Annotated in this window: 14 protein-coding genes; 6 read left to right on the forward strand and 8 right to left on the reverse strand. The window is 72.1% G+C overall.

All coding sequences use genetic code 11. The features are described from left to right. Nucleotides 1-51 precede the first annotated feature (51 nt). From mfd to OG408_RS15995, 3 genes are all read right to left on the reverse strand, one after another. Nucleotides 52-3,582 carry a transcription-repair coupling factor gene (gene mfd, locus OG408_RS15985; RefSeq protein WP_285564960.1) on the reverse strand — a complete coding sequence of 1,177 codons (3,531 nt, stop codon included), beginning with the start codon at nt 3,580-3,582 and terminating at the stop codon, nt 52-54. 243 nt (nt 3,583-3,825) lie between these two features. Then, on the reverse strand, nt 3,826-6,405 hold the full coding sequence (locus OG408_RS15990; protein ID WP_326670460.1) for an ABC transporter permease: 2,580 nt from the start codon (nt 6,403-6,405) through the stop codon (nt 3,826-3,828). Further along, nucleotides 6,402-7,190, reverse strand: a complete 789-nt coding sequence (locus tag OG408_RS15995) for an ABC transporter ATP-binding protein (protein ID WP_148019058.1) — start codon at nt 7,188-7,190, stop codon at nt 6,402-6,404. Before OG408_RS15995 ends, OG408_RS15990 begins: the two co-directional genes overlap by 4 nt. A gap of 380 nt (nt 7,191-7,570) precedes the next feature. Here OG408_RS15995 and OG408_RS16000 point away from each other — a divergent pair, with 380 nt between their 5' ends. The 3 genes from OG408_RS16000 (at nt 7,571) to OG408_RS16010 (ending at nt 11,384) form a co-directional block, all read left to right on the forward strand. Then, nucleotides 7,571-9,187, forward strand: a complete 1,617-nt coding sequence (locus OG408_RS16000; RefSeq protein ID WP_326670462.1) for an MFS transporter — start codon at nt 7,571-7,573, stop codon at nt 9,185-9,187. Between the two features lie 146 nt (nt 9,188-9,333). Next, nucleotides 9,334-9,768 carry a DUF485 domain-containing protein gene (locus OG408_RS16005; protein WP_266779740.1) on the forward strand — a complete coding sequence of 145 codons (435 nt, stop codon included), beginning with the start codon at nt 9,334-9,336 and terminating at the stop codon, nt 9,766-9,768. Further along, nucleotides 9,765-11,384: a sodium/solute symporter gene (locus OG408_RS16010; RefSeq protein ID WP_285564963.1), complete on the forward strand. Its 1,620-nt coding sequence runs from the start codon at nt 9,765-9,767 to the stop codon at nt 11,382-11,384. The genes OG408_RS16005 and OG408_RS16010 overlap by 4 nt, the downstream gene beginning before the upstream one ends. Nucleotides 11,385-11,457: 73 nt before the next feature. Here the strand turns inward: OG408_RS16010 and OG408_RS16015 are convergent, their stop codons facing one another. Next, nucleotides 11,458-12,915, reverse strand: a complete 1,458-nt coding sequence (locus tag OG408_RS16015) for an MFS transporter (protein WP_285564964.1) — start codon at nt 12,913-12,915, stop codon at nt 11,458-11,460. 173 nt (nt 12,916-13,088) lie between these two features. Here OG408_RS16015 and OG408_RS16020 point away from each other — a divergent pair, with 173 nt between their 5' ends. Then, complete coding sequence (locus tag OG408_RS16020) at nt 13,089-13,544, forward strand: MarR family winged helix-turn-helix transcriptional regulator (protein ID WP_266779745.1); 456 nt, start codon at nt 13,089-13,091, stop codon at nt 13,542-13,544. 202 nt (nt 13,545-13,746) lie between these two features. Here OG408_RS16020 and OG408_RS16025 read toward each other — a convergent pair whose 3' ends face one another. The 3 genes from OG408_RS16025 to OG408_RS16035 form a co-directional block, all read right to left on the reverse strand. After that, complete coding sequence (locus tag OG408_RS16025; RefSeq protein WP_266779747.1) at nt 13,747-14,640, reverse strand: cellulose-binding protein; 894 nt, start codon at nt 14,638-14,640, stop codon at nt 13,747-13,749. 194 nt (nt 14,641-14,834) lie between these two features. Next, nucleotides 14,835-17,231, reverse strand: a complete 2,397-nt coding sequence (locus OG408_RS16030) for an SUKH-4 family immunity protein (RefSeq protein ID WP_266779749.1) — start codon at nt 17,229-17,231, stop codon at nt 14,835-14,837. A 5-nt stretch (nt 17,232-17,236) separates the two neighbouring features. After that, a complete protein-coding gene (locus OG408_RS16035; protein ID WP_266779751.1) occupies nt 17,237-18,214 on the reverse strand; it encodes an SMI1/KNR4 family protein in 978 nt (325 codons plus the stop codon). A gap of 304 nt (nt 18,215-18,518) precedes the next feature. Here OG408_RS16035 and OG408_RS16040 point away from each other — a divergent pair, with 304 nt between their 5' ends. Next, nucleotides 18,519-19,052 carry a YwqJ-related putative deaminase gene (locus OG408_RS16040; RefSeq protein ID WP_266779753.1) on the forward strand — a complete coding sequence of 178 codons (534 nt, stop codon included), beginning with the start codon at nt 18,519-18,521 and terminating at the stop codon, nt 19,050-19,052. Nucleotides 19,053-19,060: 8 nt separating this feature from the next. Then, nucleotides 19,061-19,594 (forward strand): SUKH-3 domain-containing protein, encoded by a 534-nt coding sequence (locus tag OG408_RS16045; RefSeq protein WP_266779755.1) that lies wholly within the window; start codon nt 19,061-19,063, stop codon nt 19,592-19,594. 95 nt (nt 19,595-19,689) lie between these two features. On the opposite strand, the gene OG408_RS16050 is transcribed toward OG408_RS16045, so the two are convergent. Continuing rightward, nucleotides 19,690-20,991 (reverse strand): sensor histidine kinase, encoded by a 1,302-nt coding sequence (locus tag OG408_RS16050; protein WP_266779757.1) that lies wholly within the window; start codon nt 20,989-20,991, stop codon nt 19,690-19,692. Nucleotides 20,992-21,086: the final 95 nt, after the last annotated feature.

Genomic DNA, 21,086 nt, shown 5'->3' on the forward strand with positions numbered 1-21,086 from the left:
AATTCATGAGAGTCAACTCTCACGTTCCTGGACTCCGCGGCGGCCGTCCGCTCACGACCCGAGGATCGTCGTCAGGAACTCCCCCGTCCAGGACAGCAGTTCGCGTCCCACGACCGGCTTTCCGCCGATCCTGCCGCCGGTGGGCCGGGGCACCAGGATCTGGTGCAGAGCCGGCTTGATGATCGTCTTCGGGTACAGGCGCTTCAGACGCAGCTCCTGCGACTCGCGCAGCTCCACCGGCGCGAAGCGGATGTTCGACCCCTGGAGCACGATGTCGCCGACGCCGCAGGCGCGGGCCAGCATGCGCAGACCGGCCACCAGGAGGAGGTTCTCGACCGGCTCCGGAAGCTTGCCGTAGCGGTCGGTGAGCTCCTCGCGGACCGCCCTGATGTCCTCCTCCGACGAGGCCGAGGCGATGGAGCGGTAGGCCTGGAGGCGCAGCCGCTCGCCCGGGGCGTAGTCGTGCGGGACGTGCGCGTCGACCGGGAGCTCGATCTTGACCTCCAGCGGCGGCTCCTCCTCGACGCCGCCTTCGAGGGAGGCCCGGTAGTCCGCGACCGCCTCGCCGACCATGCGCACGTAGAGGTCGAAGCCGACGCCCGCGATGTGACCGGACTGCTCGCCGCCCAGGAGGTTGCCCGCGCCGCGGATCTCCAGGTCCTTCATGGCGACGTACATGCCGGCGCCCATCTCGGTGTGCTGGGCGATCGTGGCGAGGCGTTCGTGCGCGGTCTCGGTGAGCGGCTTCTCCGGCGGGTAGAGGAAGTAGGCGTAGCCGCGGTCGCGGCCGCGGCCGACGCGGCCGCGCAGCTGGTGGAGCTGGGAGAGGCCGAAGTTGTCGCCGCGCTCCACGATCAGGGTGTTGGCGTTGGAGATGTCGATGCCGGACTCGACGATCGTGGTGGAGACCAGCACGTCGAACTTCTTCTCCCAGAAGTCCACCACGACCTGTTCCAGGGCCTGTTCGGACATCTGGCCGTGGGCGGTCGCGATCCGGGCCTCCGGGACGATCTCGCGCAGGCGGGCGGCGGCGCGGTCGATCGACTCGACGCGGTTGTGGATGTAGAACGCCTGGCCCTCGCGGAGCAGTTCGCGGCGGATGGCCGCGCCGATCTGCTTCTCCTCGTACGGTCCGACGAAGGTGAGGACCGGGTGGCGCTCCTCGGGCGGGGTGGTGATGGTCGACATCTCGCGGATGCCGGTGACCGCCATTTCGAGCGTACGGGGGATGGGCGTCGCGGACATGGTGAGGACGTCCACGTTGGCGCGGAGCTTCTTCAGCTGCTCCTTGTGCTCGACGCCGAAACGCTGTTCCTCGTCGACGATGACCAGGCCCAGGTCCTTGAACTTCGTCTCGGAGGAGAAGAGCCGGTGGGTGCCGATGACCAGGTCGACGGAGCCCTCGCGCAGGCCCTCGATCGTCGCCTTCGACTCGGACTCGGACTGGAAGCGGCTCAGCGCCCGTACGTTGACGGGGAACTGGGAGTAGCGCTCGGTGAACGTGCCGAAGTGCTGCTGGACGAGGAGCGTCGTGGGGACCAGGACGGCGACCTGCTTGCCGTCCTGGACCGCCTTGAAGGCCGCCCGGACCGCGATCTCCGTCTTGCCGTAGCCGACGTCGCCGCAGATCAGCCGGTCCATGGGGACGGACTTCTCCATGTCCTCCTTGACCTCGGCGATGGTGGTGAGCTGGTCGGGCGTCTCCGCGTACGGGAAGGCGTCCTCCAGTTCGCGCTGCCAGGGGGTGTCCGGGCCGAAGACGTGGCCGGGGGCCGCCATCCGGGCCGAGTAGAGCTTGATCAGGTCGGCGGCGATCTCCTTGACGGCCTTCTTGGCGCGCGCCTTCGTCTTCGTCCAGTCGGCGCCGCCGAGCCGGTGCAGGGTGGGGGCCTCGCCGCCGACGTACTTGGTGACCTGTTCCAGCTGGTCGGTCGGGATGTACAGCCGGTCGCCGGGCTGGCCGCGCTTGGCGGGGGCGTACTCGACGAGGAGGTACTCGCGGGTGGCGCCCTGCACCGTGCGCTGCACCATCTCGATGTAGCGGCCCACGCCGTGCTGCTCGTGGACGATGTAGTCGCCCGTCTCCAGCGTCAGCGGGTCGATGGTCTTCCTGCGGCGGGCCGGCATCCGGCCCAGGTCCTTGGTGGCGGTGCGCTGGCCGGTGAGGTCGGTCTCGGTGAGGACGGCGAGCTTCAGCTCCGCGTCGACGAAGCCGTGGTCGATGGCGCCGCAGGAGACGTGGACGAGGGACGGGGAGATCTCGCCGAGGTCCGCGTCGAGCCGGGCCGGGATGCCTTCACCGCTCAGCACCTCGACGGTGCGGGAGGCGAGCCCCTGCCCCTCGGTGACGTACACCGTGCGCCAGCCGTCGGACAGCCAGCCCTTGGTGTCGGCGAGCGCGCGGGCGGTGTCGCCGCGGTACGCCTCCGGGGCGTGCATCCGGAGCTTGAGGGTGTCGTCGTCGAGCTCCTCGTCCGCGGCGAACGGGGAGACCGACCACCACATCATCTCCAGCTCGCGCGCGTGGTCGCGGACGTCCGCGATGCCGCGCAGCGAGGCCGCGCCGACGTCGATCGGGGCCTCGCCGCCGCCTGCGGTGGCCGCCCAGGACGCCTCCAGGAACTCCTGGCTGGTGGCGACCAGGTCGGCGGCCCGGGTACGGACCCGCTCGGGGTCGCAGACCACGGCCATGGACCCCTTGGGCAGGACGTCGATCAGCAGTTCCATGTCGTCGACGAGGACCGGGGCGAGGGACTCCATGCCCTCGACCGCGATGCCCTCGGCGATCTTGTTGAGGAGTTCGCCCAGCTCGGGGTGGGCCTCGGCGAGTGCGGCGGCCCGCTCGCGGACGTCGTCGGTCAGCAGCAGCTCGCGGCAGGGCGGCGCCCACAGCCCGTGCTCGGCGATCTCCAGCGACCGCTGGTCGGCGATCTTGAAGTAGCGGATCTCCTCGACGTCGTCGCCCCAGAACTCCACCCGCAGCGGGTGCTCCTCGGTCGGCGGGAAGACGTCCAGGATGCCGCCGCGGACGGCGAACTCGCCGCGCTTCTCGACCAGTTCGACCCGGGAGTACGCGGCTGCCGCGAGCGCCTCGACGGTCCTGCCGAGGTCCGCGCTCTGCCCGATCCGCAGCGCCACGGGCTCCAGGTCGCCGAGCCCCTTGACCTGCGGCTGAAGCACGGAACGGATCGGCGCGACGACGACGGAGACCGGCCCGGTCTCGGGGTCGTCCTGCCGCGGGTGCGCCAGGCGCCGCAGCACGGCCAGCCGACGGCCCACGGTGTCGGAGCGGGGCGAGAGCCGCTCGTGCGGCAGCGTCTCCCAGGACGGGAACTCCGCGATCGTGTCCGGTGGCAGCAGGGTGCGCAGCGCGGCGGCCAGGTCCTCGGCCTCGCGCCCGGTCGCGGTGACGGCGAGCACGGTCCGGCCGGCGTCCCGGGCGAGCGCGGCCACGGCGAAGGGCCGGGCGGCGGGCGGACCCACCAGGTCGATGTGCATCCGGTGGCCGTCCCCGGCGGCCTTCACCGCTTCGGACAGCGCCGGGTCATGTACGACGACATCCAGCAGACCGTGCAGGCTCATGAAGGGCTTCCGTCCGGGTAAGGAGGGCGAGGGCTGACAGCCGGCTGCTGCCAGGGGCAACGCGAAGGGCCCGACACGTCAGACGGGCCGGGGGTGTCTCCAGCGTACGACTCCGAGGAGGCGGCCGCGCCCGCAACCGGGGCGCGCGCCGCGCCGCGGCGGGCGCACGAACGAAATCCGGCTCCGGGGCGTTTGGAGGAACGCCCCGGAGCCGGAACCGTCATTCTATGCGGACCGCCCGTCTCACCCGTCCGTGGCGATGGCGTTCAGGACGTTCATCCGTCCTGCCCGGAAGGCCGGGACCAGGGCCGCGAAGAGTCCGACGAAGGCCGAGGCGACGAACACCGTGATGATCGTCGGCCACGGGATCTCCAGGACGCCGAGACCCTCCAGGGCCAGCAGCTTCTGGGCCGAGGTGCCCCAGCCCATGCCCAGGCCGAGGCCGAGCAAAGCGCCGAACAGGGCGATGACCACGGACTCCAGCCGGATCATCCGGCGCAGCTGGCGGCGGGAGAGGCCGATGGCGCGCATCAGTCCGATCTCGCGGGTCCGCTCGACGACCGAGAGAGCCAGGGTGTTCACGACGCCGAGGACGGCGACGATGATCGCCAGCGCGAGCAGGCCGTAGACGATGTTCAGCAGCTGGCCGATCTGGTCCTTCAGCTCCTGCTTGAAGTCGGCCTGATTCTGCACCTTGTACTGCGGGTACTCGGCGAGCGAGCTCTTGAGGGCGGCGTAGGCCTCCTTCTCCTTGCCGTCCTGCGCCTTGGCGAACATGATCATGTTCTTGGGCATCTTGTCGGCGGGGACGTACCGCTCGGCGGTCGAGGTGTTCAGGTACATCGCGCCCTGGTCCACGCTCGTGTCGTCCGAGGTGATCGCGGCGACCTTCAGCTTCGCGGTCTCGCCCGCCTTGAACGCGACGGTGATCGTGTCACCGACCTTGATGCCGTGCGCGGTGGCGTAGTCGCCGCCGACCGACATGGCGTCCTTGCCGTAGGCCGCGGGCAGGTCGCCGGCGACCGTCTTGCGCCGCAGGTCCTGTGGGTAGGTCGGGTCGGCGGCGGTGACGTCCTCGTCCGTCGTCGAGCCGTCGGGGTTGGTGAGCTTCGCGCCGAGGACCTTGTAGTTCGTGACGTGCTCGATGCCGGGTGCCGTCGTCAGCGCCTTCGCGGCCTGCGGCACGATCAGCTGGCCGGTCGACGACTGGACGATGAAGTCCGCGCCCACCGACTTGTCGAGCTCGTCGGTGGCCGAGGCGACCATGGAGGAGCCGACCACCGACAGGCAGGCCACCAGGGCCAGGCCGATCATCAGGGCCGCGCCGGTCGCGCCGGTGCGGCGCGGGTTGCGCAGGGCGTTGCGCTCGGCGAGCCGGCCGACGGGGCCGAAGAACCTGAGGACGACGACGCTGAGCGCCCGGACGACGACGCCGGCGAGCAGCGGGCCGATCACGATGAATCCGACGAGGCTGAGGACCACGCCCAGGCCGAGGAAGAGCGAACCGTCGCTCGCCTCGTCCACCCGCGTCGTCGCCCACAGGGCCACCGCGCCGCCGCCGGTGAGGACGAGGCCGATGCCGGCCCGGATCCAGCCGGACTTGGTGTCCGCCGGGGTTCCGGCGTCGCGCAGGGCGGCCATCGGGGAGACCTTGCCGGCCCGGCGGGCCGGGATGTAGGCGGCCAGGACGGTGACGATGATGCCGAGCGCGAGGCCGATCGCGGGGGTGGTCCAGGCGATGGTGAGGTCGTCGGTGGACAGCTCCATGCCGATGGCGCCCATGAGCTTCATCAGCCCGACGGCCAGGCCGACGCCGGCGGCGACGCCGAGGATCGATCCGACGATGCCGAGGAGTACCGCTTCGAGCAGCACCGACCGGTTGACCTGCTTGCGGCTGGAGCCGATGGCCCGCATCAGGCCGATCTCGCGGGTCCGCTGGGCGACCAGCATCGAGAAGGTGTTGACGATCAGGAAGATGCCGACGAGGAAGGCGATGCCGGCGAAGCCGAGCATGGCGTACTTCATCACGTCGAGGAAGGAGCCCATGGAGTCCTTGTTGGACGCCGCCGCCTCCTTCTGGGTCTGCACCTTGTACGCGGCCGGGCCGTCCAGGGCCGTGGTCACGTTCTGCTTCAACTGGGTGTCGCTGACGCCGGGTTCGGCGGTGACGGAGATCTGGGTGAAGACGCCGGGGCTGCCGAGCAGCTTCTGCTGGGCGGTGGCCGTGTCGAGGTAGACGATGGCCGCGCCCGGGTTGGTGACCTTGAAGGCGGCGATGCCGCTGATCCTCGCCCTGATGTCGCCGGTGACGGCGATGGTGCGCAGTTCGTCACCGATCTTCAGGTGGTGCTTGTCCGCGGTGTCGGCGTCGACCATCACCTCGGTCGGGCCGCGCGGGGCGTGGCCGGAGGTGATCTCCATGGAACGCAGGTCGTTCTGCGTCCAGTTGCCCGCGATCGTGGGGGCTCCGGTCTCGGAGCCCATGTTCTTGTTGTGGCTGTCGACGACCGTGACCGCCATGCTGGAGACGGCGCCCTCGGCCTTCTTCACCCCGGCGGCCTTCTCGACCCGGGCGACGACGGAGGCGGGCAGCGATTCGGGCTTGCCGTTCTCGGGGGTGTCGTCGACCTTGGCCGTCTTCGGGCTGACGGTGACATCGGCCGACGTCGCGGCGAAGAGCTTGTCGAACGTGGTGTTCATCGTGTCGGTGAAGACGAGCGTGCCGCACACGAACGCCACCGACAGCAGGACGGCGACCGCGGAGAGCGCCATGCGTCCCTTGTGCGCGAAGAAGTTGCGCATCGAGGTCTTCCAGACGGTCATGACGTCCGCCCGCGCGCGTCGAAGTCCTTCATGCGGTCCAGCACCTGGTCGGCGGTCGGGTTGAGCATCTCGTCGACGATCCGCCCGTCCGCGAGGTACAGCACACGGTCGGCGTAGGACGCGGCGACCGGGTCGTGGGTGACCATGACGATGGTCTGGCCGAGCTCGTCGACGGACTTGCGCAGGAAGTTCAGCACCTCGGCGCCGGCCCGCGAGTCCAGGTTCCCGGTCGGCTCGTCACCGAAGATGATCTCCGGCTGGGCGGCGAGCGCCCGGGCGACGGCGACGCGCTGCTGCTGGCCGCCGGAGAGCTCGGTCGGCCGGTGCTTGAGGCGCTCGGCGAGACCGACGGTCTCCACGACCTGCCGCAGCCAGGCGGCGTCGGGCTTGCGGCCCGCGATGTCCATCGGCAGCGTGATGTTCTCCAGGGCGTTGAGCGTCGGCAGCAGGTTGAACGCCTGGAAGATGAAGCCGATGCGGTCGCGGCGCAGCTGGGTGAGCTTCTTGTCCTTGAGGCCGGTGATCTCGGTCTCGGCCAGGTGGATCTGACCGGAGGTCACGGTGTCCAGGCCGGCGAGGCAGTGCATCAGCGTCGACTTGCCGGAGCCGGACGGGCCCATGATCGCCGTGAACTGGCCGCGTGCGATGTCGACGTCGACGTGGTCGAGAGCGACGACGCGGGTCTCGCCGACCCCGTACGCCTTGACGACCTGCCGCGCCCGCGCAGCCACGGCCGTACGCCCTCCAGTGCCCCCGTGCCTGGGAATGGTTACAGCCGTTGTCACGGTTTTTCTCCTATGTCGGTCGGCGACGGGTAGTCGCCGTCTGCTGTGAAGTCTGGTCGGTGGAGGGGGTCCGGCGCGCTGGTGCCCAGCGCAGTCTTCGGGTGGGGTTTTCCCCACCCCTCCCCCTGTGGTCCGCCGCAATCGCGGTGCATGACAACGCTACGGAGCGGGCGGGGCCGGGCACGTCCTCCGCCGGGAGGAACGGCCCCTGGCCACAAGTAGGGAGCGCCCCCTAGGGGTCTGGTCCCCCGGGTGGAGGGTCTTCTCGGGGGCTGCGCCCAAGGGTCCACACCCGGGGGTGGAGGACCGGTTCCGGCACATCCGGCGTCCGCGGCGGCTGCCCACCGGGAGCCGCAGGTGAGACAGTGTCCGGCACATACATGCATAGGGAAGGAATCCTGGTGGGCGGCGCGGGCGGCGGCACGGAAGCGATATCGGGGGCCGGGGCGGGCCCCGCCCTCTCCCCCGCGGCGCCCCGCCGGCGCGGTCCCGTCGTCGCGGCGCTGATGCTGTGCATGGCCCTGTCGGCCATCGACGGCACCATCGTGTCCACCGCGGTCCCGCAGATCGTCGGCGATCTGGGCGGGCTCTCGGTCTTCTCCTGGCTCTTCTCCGGCTATCTGCTGGCCGTGACCGTGACCCTGCCGGTGTACGGGAAGCTTTCCGACACCTTCGGCCGCAAGCCGGTCCTGATCGCCGGCGTGATCTTCTTCCTGATCGGTTCGGTGCTGTGCGCCGCCGCGTGGAACATGGCGGCGCTGATCGCCTTCCGGGTCGTCCAGGGCATCGGCGGCGGCGCCCTCCAGGGCACGGTGCAGACCATCGCGGCGGACCTCTACCCGCTGAAGGAACGGCCCAGGATCCAGGCCAGGCTGTCCACCGTCTGGGCCACCTCGGCGGTCGCGGGGCCGGTGGTCGGCGGGCTGTTCGCGGTGTACGCGGACTGGCGCTGGATCTTCCTGGTCAACCTGCCGGTCGGGGCGCTCGCCCTCCTGCTCGTCGTCCGCCATCTCCACGAGCCGTCCCGCACCCGCCGCGCGGCCGGCACACCCCGTCCCCGTATCGACTGGGCGGGCTCCCTCGCCGTCTTCGCGACCGGCGCCCTGCTGCTGACCGCGCTGGTGCAGGGCGGGGTGGCCTGGCCGTGGCTGTCGGCGCCCTCGCTCGGGCTGCTGGGCGCGACCGCCGTGCTGGCCGCGCTGACCGTGTTCATCGAACGGCGGGCCGCCGAACCGGTCATCCCCGGCTGGGTGTGGCGGCGCCGCACGATCGTCTCGGTCAATCTGGCCCTGGGGGCGATGGGGCTGCTGATGGTCGCGCCGACCGTCTTCCTGCCGACGTACGCGCAGTCGGTGCTGGGTCTCGGACCGATCGCCGCCGGGTTCGTGCTCTCGGTGATGACGCTGAGCTGGCCGGTGTCGGCGGCGTTCTCCAACCGGGTCTACAACCGCATCGGCTTCCGCCGCACGGCGATCACCGGCATGAGCGGCGCCCTGCTGGTGCTGCTCGCCTTCCCGCTGCTGCCGTATCCGGGCGAGGCCTGGCAGCCCGCCCTGATCATGCTGCTGCTCGGCGCCGCGCTCGGGCTGTTCCAGCTGCCGCTGATCGTGGGCGTCCAGTCGACGGTCGGCTGGTCCGAGCGCGGTACGACGACGGCCTCCGTGCTCTTCTGCCGCCAGCTGGGCCAGAGCATCGGCGCCGCGCTGTTCGGCGCCGTCGCCAACGGGGTGCTGGCGTCCCGCCTCGCCGACGCCCCGGTGGCGGGGCTGCCGGCCGACGTGGACGCGGTCTCGCACGCGCTGGCGGACCCGGGCGCGCTGACGGACGCGGCGACGGACTACCTGCGGCGGGCCGTCGACGCCGCTGTCGACCAGGTCTACATCGGGGCCGCCGCGGCCGCCGCCGTCGCCCTCCTGGTCCTGGTCTTCGTGGCCCCGCGCCGCTTCCCGATCCTCACCGAGGAGCCCGAGAGCGCTCCCGTACCGCCACTCGACTAGACAACTGGCGCGTTACCCGCGGTAGTTCGGTACGCACTCTCCTCAACCGCCATACCCGCGAGTAACGTTCACGCTCCTACAGCGCACCCGCGCTTCTGCCTTGCAGCCCGTCCCCGGGCCCGAGCCATGCAAGGAGCGGCACCGCCATGTCGTACGACCCCCCGCGCCCACCGACCCACTTCCACCGGCCTTCCTACGCACCCCCGCAGCAGCCCGACTACCTGCTGCCCTGGCAGAGTTCGGCGCCCGCGCCACCGCCCCGCAGGACCGCCCCGCCCACCACGCCCGTACCCGCTCCCGGGCACCACAGCGATCTGCGCCGGCTGCGCACCGCGTACCGCCTGCTGCGGCGCACCGCCGCCCTCACCGCCCTCGGCTACTTCACCCTCTTCCTGCTGCTGTCCGGCTTCGCCCCGGACCTCATGGGCCGCACCATCGGCGGCGGCCTCACCACCGGGCTCGCGCTGGGCCTGTGCCAGCTCCCGGTGACCTTCCTCGCGATCGCCCTGTACGAGCGGATCGCGCGGCGGACCGTCGACCCGATCGCCGCGGAACTGCGCCGGACGGGAGCCCGCCGATGAACGGATTCGACGAGTCGGCCCAGACGATGTCCCTCGTCGCCTTCATCGCGGTGGCCACCGTGACGCTGCTGCTCTGCGTCATGACCGGGCCCGACCGCGACGACCTCGACGAGTTCTACACCGGCTACCGCTCGCTCTCACCGGGCCGCGGCGGCCTCGCCATCGCCGGTGACTACCTCTCCGCCGCCACCGTCCTCGGCACCACCGGAGTCATCGCCCTCACCGGCTACGACGGCCTCGTGCTCGCCCTGAGCACCGCGCTCTCGCTCGTCCTGCTGATGTTCCTGCTGGCCGAACCGCTGCGCAACGCGGGCCGGTTCACCATGGGCGACATGCTCACCCGCCGCGCCCCCGGCCGCGCGGTCCGGATCGCCGCCGGCGCGGTCACCCTCGCCGCACTCGTCCCGCTCATGGTCGTCCAGCTCGCCGGCAGCGGCGACCTGCTCGCGTTCATCCTGGGCTTCGACGGCTCGGGGTTCCGTACCGGATGCATCGTCACGCTCGGCATCGTGATGATCGGTTACGCCGCGATCGGCGGGATGAAGGGCACCGCCCTCATCCACATCGTCAAGACCGTGGTCCTCCTCGGCGCCTGCCTCACGGTCGCCGTGCTGGTCATGAACCGGTTCGACTGGGACACCGGCGCCCTGCTGGCCGCGGCCCGGCGCGGCAGCGGCGCCGGGAGCGCCTATCTGCGCTCCGGGCTCCAGTTCGGGGGCAACGGCGCCGACATGGTCAGCTCCGAACTCACCGTCGTACTCGGTGGCGCCTGTCTGCCCCACATCACCATGCGCATGTCCAGCGCGCGCAGCGCACCGGACGTCCGCCGCTCGATGTCCTGGGCCGTCTCGGTCGTCGTCACGCTGTGCCTGCTGCTCACCGTCATCGGCGTCGGCGCGGCCGCACTCGTCGGCCGTGAACTCATCACCGCCGCGGGCCCCCAGGGCAACAGCGCGATCCTCCAGGCCACCGGGGCGGTCGCCGGCGGCGGCGAGGCCGGGGCGCTCGTCGTCACGGCCATGACCACCGCGATCTTCCTGACCCTGCTCGCCTCCGTCGCCGGCATGATCCTGGCCTGCGCCAACTCCCTGGCCCACGACCTGTTCGCCCATGGACTGCACGGCATGCGCGACCCCGGCAAGGCCCCCGTCAGCGCCCGCACCGAGATCGGCACCGCTCAGGCCGCGGCCGTCGGGGTGGGGCTGCTCACCATCGCCCTCGCCGTACCGGCCCGGCACTGGAACCTCCAGGCCCTGGTCGCGCTCTCGTTCTGCATCGGCGCCTCGGCCCTGGCCCCGGCGCTCGTCTACAGCATGTTCTGGCGGCGCTTCACCCGTACCGGACTGCTCTGCACCCTCATCGGCGGCACCGTGTCGGTCCTGGTCCTGATCACCGGCACCGATCTGGTCTCCGGAACGCCCGCCGCCGTCTTCCCCGCCCACGACTTCAACTGGTTCCCGCTCACCACCACCGGCCTCGTCTCCATCCCGGCCGGCTTCCTGGCCGGGTGGCTGGGCACGGTGCTCGGCCGCCGCACCGCCGCCGAGGAACGCCGGATGTACGAGGCGCAGGAGCCGTGGATCCTGGCGGGCGCGCCCCCGGCGCGGCGCGGCTGAGCCCGGACGCGGAACTGCCCGGTTCCGGCCCCCGCAAGGGCCGGAACCGGGCAGTGCCCGTCCGTGGTCCTGCTCAGCCCTTGGCCGCGGCCACCTCCGGCGATGCGGCCGCGTCGGCCTTCTCGCCGCCGGCGGTGGACCCGCGCACGGCCGGGATGAACGCCGAGATCATCACGGCGATGAGGGCGACACCGCAGCCGAACATCAGGCCGGTACGGAACCCGGCCTCGGAGGTGAAGGTGAAGCCGCCCGACTCCGAGGTCATCTGGGCGAGGATCGCGCCGATGACGGCGGCGCCGATCGACGTGCCGAGCGCGCGCATGAGGGTGTTGAACCCGTTGGCGGCGGCCGTCTCGGACACCGGGACCGAGCTCATGATCAGGGCGGGCATCGCCCCGTAGGCGAGGCCGACACCGCTGCTGCTGACCATGAGGAACAGCATCAGCCCCCAGGCGGAGCCCATGAGGACGATGCCCAGGCCGTAGGCGGCGGCGATGACCAGCACACCGCAGATCAGCGTGAACTTCGGGCCGCGGGCGTCGGTGAGCTTCCCGCCGAACGGGGAGACGATCATCATCATGATGCCGCCGGGAGCCATCCACAGGCCCGCCTGGAGCATCGACTGGCCCAGGCCGTAGCCGGTGGCCTCGGGGAACTGCAGCAGCTGCGGCGCGATCAGCATGCCGGCGTACATGCCGAAGCCGACGAAGAGCGACGCGAGGTTGGTGATGAGCACACGGGGGCGGGCCGTGGTGCGCAGGTCGACCAGCGGGTCCCTGGTCCGCAGCTCCCAGAACCCCCAGGCGACGAGCACGACGACGGAGGCCGCGAACAGGCCGACGGTCGTCGTGGAGCCCCAGCCCCACTCGGCGCCCTTGGAGACGGCGAGGAGCAGGCAGACCAGGCCGGCGGCCAGGCCGAGTGCGCCGGGCACGTCGAAGCGCTGCCCCTTGGCGGCGGCCGGTACGTCCGGGACGAGGAACCAGATCAGGGCGAAGATGACGGCGGCCAGCGCGGCGGAGCCCCAGAAGAGCACCCGCCAGTTCGCGTACTGGGCGACCGCCGACGCGATCGGCAGGCCGAGCGCGCCGCCGATGCCGAGGGAGGCGCTGACGAGCGCGATGGAGGAGCTCAGCTTCTCCTTCGGCACCACGTCCCGCAGCAGGGCGATGCCGAGCGGCACCATGCCCATGCCCATGCCCTGGAGGCCCCGTCCGACGATCATCGGGACGACGGTGGACGAGAGGGCGCACACCACCGAACCCACCATCAGCGGCACCGCGCACACCAGCAGCATCCGGCGCTTGCCCAGCAGGTCACCCAGCCTCCCGGAGACCGGCACGCAGACGGCCGAGACCAGCAGGGTGGCGGTGATCACCCAGGCCGCGTTGGAGGACGTCGTGTCCAGAAGCTGCGGCAGCTCGGCGATGAGCGGCGTGACCAGCGTCTGCATGACCGCCGCCACGGTGCCGGCGAAGGCCAGCGTGGCGACCACACCGCCTGATCTGGCGGTCGGCTGGGGGGCATCCATGAGGAGGAACTCCTTGGGGTCGTGGTCCCGTCCACCGGGACAGCGACGTGCATCGTACATGTCGAATGTGTCATGCATACCATGTGTTCCGTGCACATTGCATGAGAGCATGAGCCGCCGTTTCAGAAACCGATGCGCGACCGACCCCGGCGCGGGAGCAGGAGGCCGCAGACATGGCCAGGCCCACGGAAGAAGTGGAGTACGAGCAGATGCTGCTCGGGCGCCACAGCCTCGCCGACCACCGGGGCGGACGCCACAAGTACGCACTCCTGGACCGCAGCGCCTACATCCTGCTGAGCCGCCTCCGCGTGCAGGGCCCCATGTCCAACGGCGAACTGAGCGACGCCTTCGGCCTCGACGCCTCCACCCTCAACCGCCAGACCGCCGCCGTGACCCGCGCCGGACTGGCCCAGCGCATCGCCGACCCCGACGGCGGCATGGCCCGCAAGTTCCGCATCACCGAACAGGGCGCGGGGCTCCTCGACGCGGAACGCGAACGCGTCGTGCGGTCACTGGACCAGGTCATGCACGACTGGCCGGACGACGACATCGCCGCCTTCGCCGGCTACCTCAAACGCTTCAACAGCAGCATCGAGGAACTCTCCAAGCGCCCCTGGCCCCGCCCCTGACACCCGGCACGGACGCCGACCGGTCCCAGGGCGTGTTTCGAAAGTAGCGCCGTCCGCCCGAAGGGCGGGCTCGGCGGCGTCTGGTGCGTGCCGTCGCAAGGCGGAGGGTCGCCCCGATACTGGGTGTATCGGGGTGATCCCGACAACGCGGCGAGGGCGCGTGCCAGACGCCGCCGAGCAGGCGAGACTTTCGAAACACGCCCTAGTCCTCCGCCGGGGCCACCCGCCCGGTGAGCGCCGCGAGGGAATGGCGTACGTGCGCCATGTGCGCCTGCACGTCCTCGCGGCCCTCCTCGTGCTCCCGCAGGATCCGCTCCGTCTCCCGCACCACACGCTCCTCGCGCACCCGGGCCTCGGCGATCAGCTCCCCGCCCCGCGCCTCGGCGTCCTCCTGCCGGTGCCGCGCGGCCTCCTCCGCCTCCGCCAGCGCGCGCCGCGCGGCCGCCAGGCCGGCCTCCGCCCGCCCGGTCAGCTCCGCGTGCTCCGCCGACTGCGCCGCATCGGCGTCCGCCAGCTCCTGCCCGGCACCCTTCCAGCGCTCGCTGTGCTCCTGCTCCTGATGGGCCAGCACACTCGCGGTACGGCTCCGGGTCGCCGCCATCGCGGCCTCCGCGTCCTCGCGCGCCTGCGCCGCCTCCAGCCGGGCCGCCGCCAGCTCCTCACCGGCCGCACCCTCGGCCTCGGCCAGCACCCGCGCCGCGTGTTCCTCGGCGGCCGAACGCATCGCCTCCGCGTCCGTCCGGGCGGACTCCCGCAGCGCCCGCGCCGCCGCGTCCACCTCGTCCCGCAGCGCCTGCGACTCGTCCTGGGCCGCGGACCGGACGGTCTCCGACTCGCCCTCGGCGAGCGCCAGGATCTGCTGCGCCCGCTCCCCCAACGACGCGTAGTCCTGCGGCGCCAGCGCGGCGACGGCCTCGTCCAGCCGGGCCGACTCGGCCACCAGCCGCTCCGCCAGCTCCGTCAGCCGCGCCACCTGCTCGATGGCCCCGTCCCGCTCCGCCGACAGCGCGGCCACCGTGCGGTCCACCTGCTCCGGGCGGTAACCACGGCCGCGCACACCGACGAAGCCGTGCGCGGACACCGGTGCAGAACTCATCCTTGACGCCTCTTTCCGACTCTCCGACCAACGAGCATTACGTCAAGGATGCGGCAATTGGCCAAGAAGTCTGAATCGATTCGCTGCTTTCAGGACGGAAGCGACCGGCATCACAGACCGCACAAGAGGCGTGGCGCCCCTTCCCCCACAGGGAAGGAGCGCCACGCCCCGGAGTACCTCGCCCGACCGGAAGGTCAGATCAGCCCGTCCCACATCTGCTCCAGCAGCACCGACCACCAGCTCTCCGGCGACGCCAGCGCCGCCGGGTCCAGCGCCACCAACTGCGCCTGGAAGTCGACCGTCCAACGGCCCGCCTGCTCAGGATTCAGCCCGAACCGCAGCCGCCACATCCGGCCCAGCAGCGCCATCGACCGGGTGAACTCCGGCAGCCCCGTGTTCACGAACTGCGGCGGCACCGGCTGCCCGCCCGGACCCGCCTCCACCGGCACGGCCACGATGTGCGCCGTCCCGTACTGCACACAGATCGCCCGGCCGAAGTCGGAGCCCATCACGAGGTACGACCCCGCGTCGGAAGCCGGCTGCACCTGCCGCTGCGCGGCCAGCTCCGCCAGCGTCGGCACCACCGGCTGACCCGGCTGCGCCCAGAAGAACGGCCCGAAGTCGGCGGGCAGACCCGCCCACACCAGCGTCCGCGCCACGATCTCCGGCACACCCTGCCGGGACACGGCACGCTGGTCGAAGCGCAGCACGCCCTGCGGCCCGAAGGTCTGCAGCATCTCCTCGGCCAGCACCTCCGGCGGCACCGCCATCGCCGGCGGCATCTGCGGCAGCGGGGCACGCACCGGCGCCGGCCGCGCCGGCCCGTCCGCGACCTGGTGCAGCTCGCCCTGATGCGTCAGCAGATGCTGCATGCCCTGCTGCCGGCTCGCGTGATCGGTGCCGTACGGAGCGACACTCGTGATCCGCACCTGCGGCCAGGTCTCCCGGATCATCCGGGCACAGTAACCACCCGGCAGCTCGCACGACTCCAGCTCCGTGTGCAGCTCGATGACCTGCTGCGGCGGCACGTTCATCGCCCGCAGCTCGTGCAGCATCTGCCACTCGGGGTGCGGCGTACCGGGCGCCGAGCGGCGGATCAGCTGCTGCTCACTGCCGTCCGGCGCGCGGTAGCGCAGCACCGCCTGGTACCCGGGACCGACGGTCGGCTGACCGGCCGGAGCCTGCGGATACCCGTACGCCGCGGGCGGCGGGGTGTGGCCGGGCGGCGGCACCGGACCGGGCCGACCGCCCATCGGCGCACCGGGCGGACCCGGCGGCCCGGGCGGCTGCGGAGCCGAGGGACCGGACTGAGCGGGACCCGCGAGCATCGTCGCCGCATGGTGCACACCACCGCCGGGCGGACCGGGAGGCGGCGTCGAACCGGGCGGCGGGGGCGGCTGCGGCGCACCCGGGGCCCCGGGCGGACCGGGCGGCTGCGGAGCACCGGGAACCCCGGGCGGACCGGGCGGCTGCGGGGCCACCGGCCCGATCGAGCCCGAGTCGGCGAACATCGTCGCCGCATGGTGCACATCGCCACCGGGCGGAGGCGTCGGCGCACCGGGCGGCTGCGGGGCCCCGGGCGGGCCCAGCTGCGACACCAGCTGCGTCGGCACATAGCCGCCCGCCGGAGCACCGGGCGCACCCGGACCCGACGGCGGCGGCAGCGGCGCACCCGGCCGGGCACCCGGCGTACCGGGAGCACCCGGCGGCGGAGGGGTCGTCGAACCGCCACCGCGCGCACCACGCGGCGGCACGACGGCCTTGCTGGTCGCCTCGTCCGAGATGTCACCCGACCCACGGCCACCGGTGCTGTGCTGCGGAGGGCCGTTCGGCCCCGGGACCGGCGCCGGCGCGGACGGCGCGGACGGCGCCGCGTGACCCTGCGGGCGCAGCCCCGGCGCGATCGCCGTCGCGGGCAGCTGGCTGCCCCCGGACATCAGCGCGGTCGGAGCGTCCGCCGCCACCACGCGCGGCGGCTCGCCCTCGTCGTCCGCACCCGAGAGCGGCGGCGCGAACACCGTCGCCGGCAGCCCCACCTCACCCTCGTCGGAACCCGCGTTGGTGTCGGTGCCCGCCCACGGCGTGGCCCCGACGGGCGGCTGCGGCGCGGACGCCGGAACCGCCGCACGGGACGTCGGCTCGTACCCGGCGGGCGGGGCCGGCGGTACGGGAGCGGCCGGCGGAGGCGTCTGCCCGGCCCCCTCCGCACGCCGGTCCGGAATACCGAGCTTGTCCGCCGCCTCCTGGAGCCACTCCGGCGGGCTCAACAGGAACGACGTCTGATTCAGATCGATGCGCTGCGGCGGCTCCGGAGCGGACGGCGCCCCGTCAGGAGCCCCGTACTCCTCCTCGTACCGCCGTATCACCTCACCCACCGGCAGCCCCGGCCACAACGTCGCCTCGCCACTGTCCCGGGCGATCACCAGCCGCTGCCGGCCACCGTCCGACACCGGACCCTCGGCACGGTCCTCGGCCCACACCACGAAACCCAGCTCGAACTCACGCACCCGCACCTCCCGGTGCTGGTACGCCGGAACGTCACCGTTGACCCACTCGTCCGCACGCTCCTGCGCCTGCGCAAAGGTCACCATCGCGCTCACCCCTCCACCGGGACGGCACGCGCGAAGCCACCGTCCACCATCAGGTTCGCCACCGTCTCCAGCTCCGGCGGATTGCCCGCAAGACGCTGCAGGAACGCGTCGAAGTCCGCACCGCACGGCAGCAGCAGCCGCTCCACGCGCTCCTGGACACTCCAGCCGTCCCGGTCACGCGCGTCGTCGTACGCGCAGAACCACACCGAACCGATGCCCTCGCCCCGGACCTTCACCGCGAGAATGCCGCCCTGGACGAAACCGACCCCCAGGTAGTCCTTGGTCAGATGGTCCCGCAAGCACTTGTTGACGTACACCAGGTCATTGACCGCGGCCTCTTCACGCACCGTGAAGAACGGCTGGTCGACCAGCAGCCCCAGCTCCGCGTCGAGCGCCGCACCCACCGGGGCCGAACCGCCCGCCGCCTTCAGGAACGCACGGTACGCACCGGGCAGCCGGTAGCCGAGATCCTCCTCGACCCCCTGGATCTGCTGCTCGCTCACCGACACGGCGCCCTTCGGCAGCCGGAAGTGCGCGGGCCGGGTCTCCTGCAGCGGACGCGTACCCCGCTTGTCCTGGTCCACCGCGGTCGTCGCCAGACCACCGTGATGCCGCAGCAGCGCCTTCACCTCGACCGGGACCAGCTCCATCCGCCGGCCGCCCGGCACGTGGTGCCACGTCCAGCCGTGCGGGGTGGCCACCGCCGGAATCGTGTCCCACAGCTCGTGGCCACTGGCCGCCAGCGCCGCGTTCGCCGACACGTAGTCCGTGAGCCGCAGCTCGTCCACACCGAAGCCCTGCGGAGGCTCGGCGATCTCGGCGGCGGCGCGCGCGTACGGCGCGAACTCCGGACAGCCGTTCCCGTCCATACGCACACCTCTGGGGTGGCGGGACGCCCGGACCGGATCCGGGAAGTGCACGAGCTGCCCGGCGTAGGCCGCGTTCGGTGGCGCGGCTTGCTGCCCGAGCCGACCTGTCGTCATGGCGGTTGCCCCCTGCTGCGTCTGGCTGATGAGGACCGACCTGCCCAAGGGGGCGGTCCAGGCACAGCCTATGCGGTGACCCCGGAACGGGTCCCGCCGCTGGCCCCCACAGCCACAACCGTCACCAACCGTCACAACGGAGTGACGGACGAGCGACAACAGGGCCACTGTCGCGCGACACGCAGACACGTTTCACCGACCCAGCTTTCACAGGACCCGACACATTTGGCAGGCTGTCACCCGCATACACGGGGGCGTGCACATTCGGCAGCAGCCGCTGCGGGCACGGGAGGGACACAGCACCATGCACACCGCACACTCTGCACAGACCGTCACCACCGGGGACCCACGACTCAGCTGGAGCAGCACCGAAGCCGGCCACACCCCCCGGCTGACCCACCGCCGCGACGGCATCCTGCCCGCGGTGGCCGCGGCGCTGTCCGTACGCGGCGAAACGCTCACCTGCACCGCCGGCAAGGGCGACCAGCCGCCCGTCCTGCACCACCTCGTCCAGGACTTCCTCGACACCCTCCCCAGCGGTCAGCGCGAACGCTTCACCGGCCGCTGCCCCGAAGCCATACTGCTCTCCCGCCACCTCACCGCCGCCGAATCCGGCCGGTCCAAGCGGGCCCAGCGCAAGCCCCTCACCAACGGCGAGGCCCGGCGGGCCCTCAAGCACGCCCGCCTCACCGCACGCCGCATCCGCGAGGACGGCGACCCGCTGCACGGCAGCTACGCGGCACCCTGCCGCTCCTGCTCCGTCATGCTCGCCCACTTCGGCGTACGTCCCGTCGACCTCACCACGGGCGGCACGACCACCACCGCCGAGAAGGGCTGACCGCCCCCATGCACGACCGCACCGACCTACCCGGACAGGCGGGCCCGGCCGACCGGGACCGCCACGCCACCACCCGCTTCCCCGTCGCCGTCGACGCCGCCCTGCGCACCGCCGGCTGGCAGCCCGGACGCTGGGACATCCGCCAGGCCGAGGAATGGGCCGACGCCCTGCGCTCGCACGCCTCCCCCGCCGGACACCAGCACGCCGTCTTCCCCGCGGCCGTCGAGGCCTGGGCCGAATTCGGCGGCCTCCACATCACCGCCACCGCACCCGGCCGGCAGATCGCACCGGCGGCGGTCCGCATCGACCCCCTCAGCGGCCTCCACCTCGCCCGCACCCTCGGCGACCTGGGCCGCGCCCTGGAAACCGAAGTCGCCCCCCTCGGCGAGGAGGGCGACGGACAGGCGGTGCTCGCCATCGACACCGAAGGACGCGTCTACAGCGTCGACCACACCGGCGACTGGTACCTCGGCCCGGACATCGACAGCGCCCTCGCCACCCTCGTCACCGGCGTCCAGCCGGAACGCCTGGTCTCGGGCTGAGACGTCGAGGCGCTGGGACATCGAGGCGCCAGGACTCCGGGACCGGCCGGGCCCCAACGCCGCGCCGGGGCCCGGCCCAGGCCCGTCACTCCCTACTACGCCGCACCGACGTCGGGCAGCACCGCCGACACCCGGAAACCGCCCGCGTCGGTCGGACCCGACACGAAGACACCCCCCAGACCGAGCACCCGCTCCCGCATGCCGATCAGCCCGTTGCCCCCGCTGGGCAGCCCGGCATCGGCCGTCCCCGCGTCCGAAGGACCGTTCTCCACCTGCATCGCGACCTCGGAGCCCCGGTGCGCGAGACGCACCCACGTCTTCGCGCCCGCCGCGTGCTTGTGCACGTTCGTCAGGGCCTCCTGCACCACCCGGTAGGCGGTCTGCTCGACCTCCGGCGCATACGGACGCGCCTCGCCCTCCACCGAAAGCTCCACCGTCATCCCCGCCGCCCGCGACTCCCCCACGAGCGTCTCCATCTCGTCCAGCCGCGGCCCGTCCTCCGGCTGGACCGGGGCCACCCGGCCCACCGAGGCCAGCGGCACCTTCGTCACCCGGGCCACCATCGGCTCCCCGGTGCGCAGCACACCGAGCATCTCGCGCAGCTCCGTCAGCGCCTGCCGCCCCATGTCCCCGACCAGCGCGGCATTGCGCACCGCCTTCGCCGGATCCTTCGGCGCCACCGCCTGCAGCGCCGCCGCGTGGACCACCATCAGGCTCACCCGGTGCGCCACCACGTCGTGCATCTCCCGCGCGATCCGGGTCCGCTCCTCCGTACGCGCCCACTCGGCCCGCTCCTCGGCCCGGTCCGCGAGCAGCGACAGCTCCCGCTCCAGCGAGTCCGCCCGCTCCCGCAGGCTCTCCATCAGCCGGCGTCTGGCCCCTATGTACAGGCCGAACAGCACCGGCGGCGCGGTGAGCCCGACCGCCATGAAGAGGGACAGCATCGGCACGTACCAGTCGCCGGGACCGAAGTCCGCGTTGGCGTTGACCCCCTGCCGCAGCCGTACGTAGGTGACGATGAACGTCCCCACCAGCGACATGCTCATCAGTACGGCGGTGATCCGGCGCGGCACCTCGGACGCGGCCAGCGTGTACAGACCGACCAGGCCCATCAGGAAGCCCATCTCGGCCGGCGTCGTCGCGATCGACACCAGCACCACGGCGATCGGCCACTTCCGGCGCACCAGCAGCACGGAACCGGCGAACAGCCCGAACACCACCCCCAGCGGCACCGGCAGCCCGGTGTCCCCCGCGAAATCCACCCCTTCCAACGCACACTCCAGCGCCGATACCAGCGCCAGTCCCACATCCAGTGCGACACTCCGTCGCCGTTCCCACCACCAGTAGCCGCGGGTGGTCGGTCCCGCCGCTTCCCGGTCTGCCCCCGTTGCGGTCATGGCATCCAGCGTACGGGCGGGCGCACCTCATTTTCGGGTGACCTGCGCAGCACGTCGGACTGTCGAACGGATTCGAATCATGTGCTCATCACCCG

It is taken from the genome of Streptomyces sp. NBC_01257 (assembly GCF_035917255.1).
Lineage (GTDB): Bacteria > Actinomycetota > Actinomycetes > Streptomycetales > Streptomycetaceae > Streptomyces.

Bases quoted from the DNA above. Each gene is read 5' to 3' on its own strand.
- OG408_RS16045 (WP_266779755.1), top strand. From the start codon at position 19,061: ATGCACGACCGCACCGACCTACCCGGACAGGCGGGCCCGGCCGACCGG.
- OG408_RS16040 (WP_266779753.1), top strand. From the start codon at position 18,519: ATGCACACCGCACACTCTGCACAGACCGTCACCACCGGGGACCCACGA.
- OG408_RS16035 (WP_266779751.1), bottom strand. From the start codon at position 18,214: ATGACGACAGGTCGGCTCGGGCAGCAAGCCGCGCCACCGAACGCGGCC.
- OG408_RS16005 (WP_266779740.1), top strand. From the start codon at position 9,334: ATGTCGTACGACCCCCCGCGCCCACCGACCCACTTCCACCGGCCTTCC.
- OG408_RS16015 (WP_285564964.1), bottom strand. From the start codon at position 12,915: ATGGATGCCCCCCAGCCGACCGCCAGATCAGGCGGTGTGGTCGCCACG.
- OG408_RS16030 (WP_266779749.1), bottom strand. From the start codon at position 17,231: ATGGTGACCTTTGCGCAGGCGCAGGAGCGTGCGGACGAGTGGGTCAAC.
- mfd (WP_285564960.1), bottom strand. From the start codon at position 3,582: ATGAGCCTGCACGGTCTGCTGGATGTCGTCGTACATGACCCGGCGCTG.
- OG408_RS16050 (WP_266779757.1), bottom strand. From the start codon at position 20,991: ATGACCGCAACGGGGGCAGACCGGGAAGCGGCGGGACCGACCACCCGC.
- OG408_RS16020 (WP_266779745.1), top strand. From the start codon at position 13,089: ATGGCCAGGCCCACGGAAGAAGTGGAGTACGAGCAGATGCTGCTCGGG.
- OG408_RS16010 (WP_285564963.1), top strand. From the start codon at position 9,765: ATGAACGGATTCGACGAGTCGGCCCAGACGATGTCCCTCGTCGCCTTC.
- OG408_RS16000 (WP_326670462.1), top strand. From the start codon at position 7,571: ATGCATAGGGAAGGAATCCTGGTGGGCGGCGCGGGCGGCGGCACGGAA.
- OG408_RS15990 (WP_326670460.1), bottom strand. From the start codon at position 6,405: ATGACCGTCTGGAAGACCTCGATGCGCAACTTCTTCGCGCACAAGGGA.
- OG408_RS16025 (WP_266779747.1), bottom strand. From the start codon at position 14,640: ATGAGTTCTGCACCGGTGTCCGCGCACGGCTTCGTCGGTGTGCGCGGC.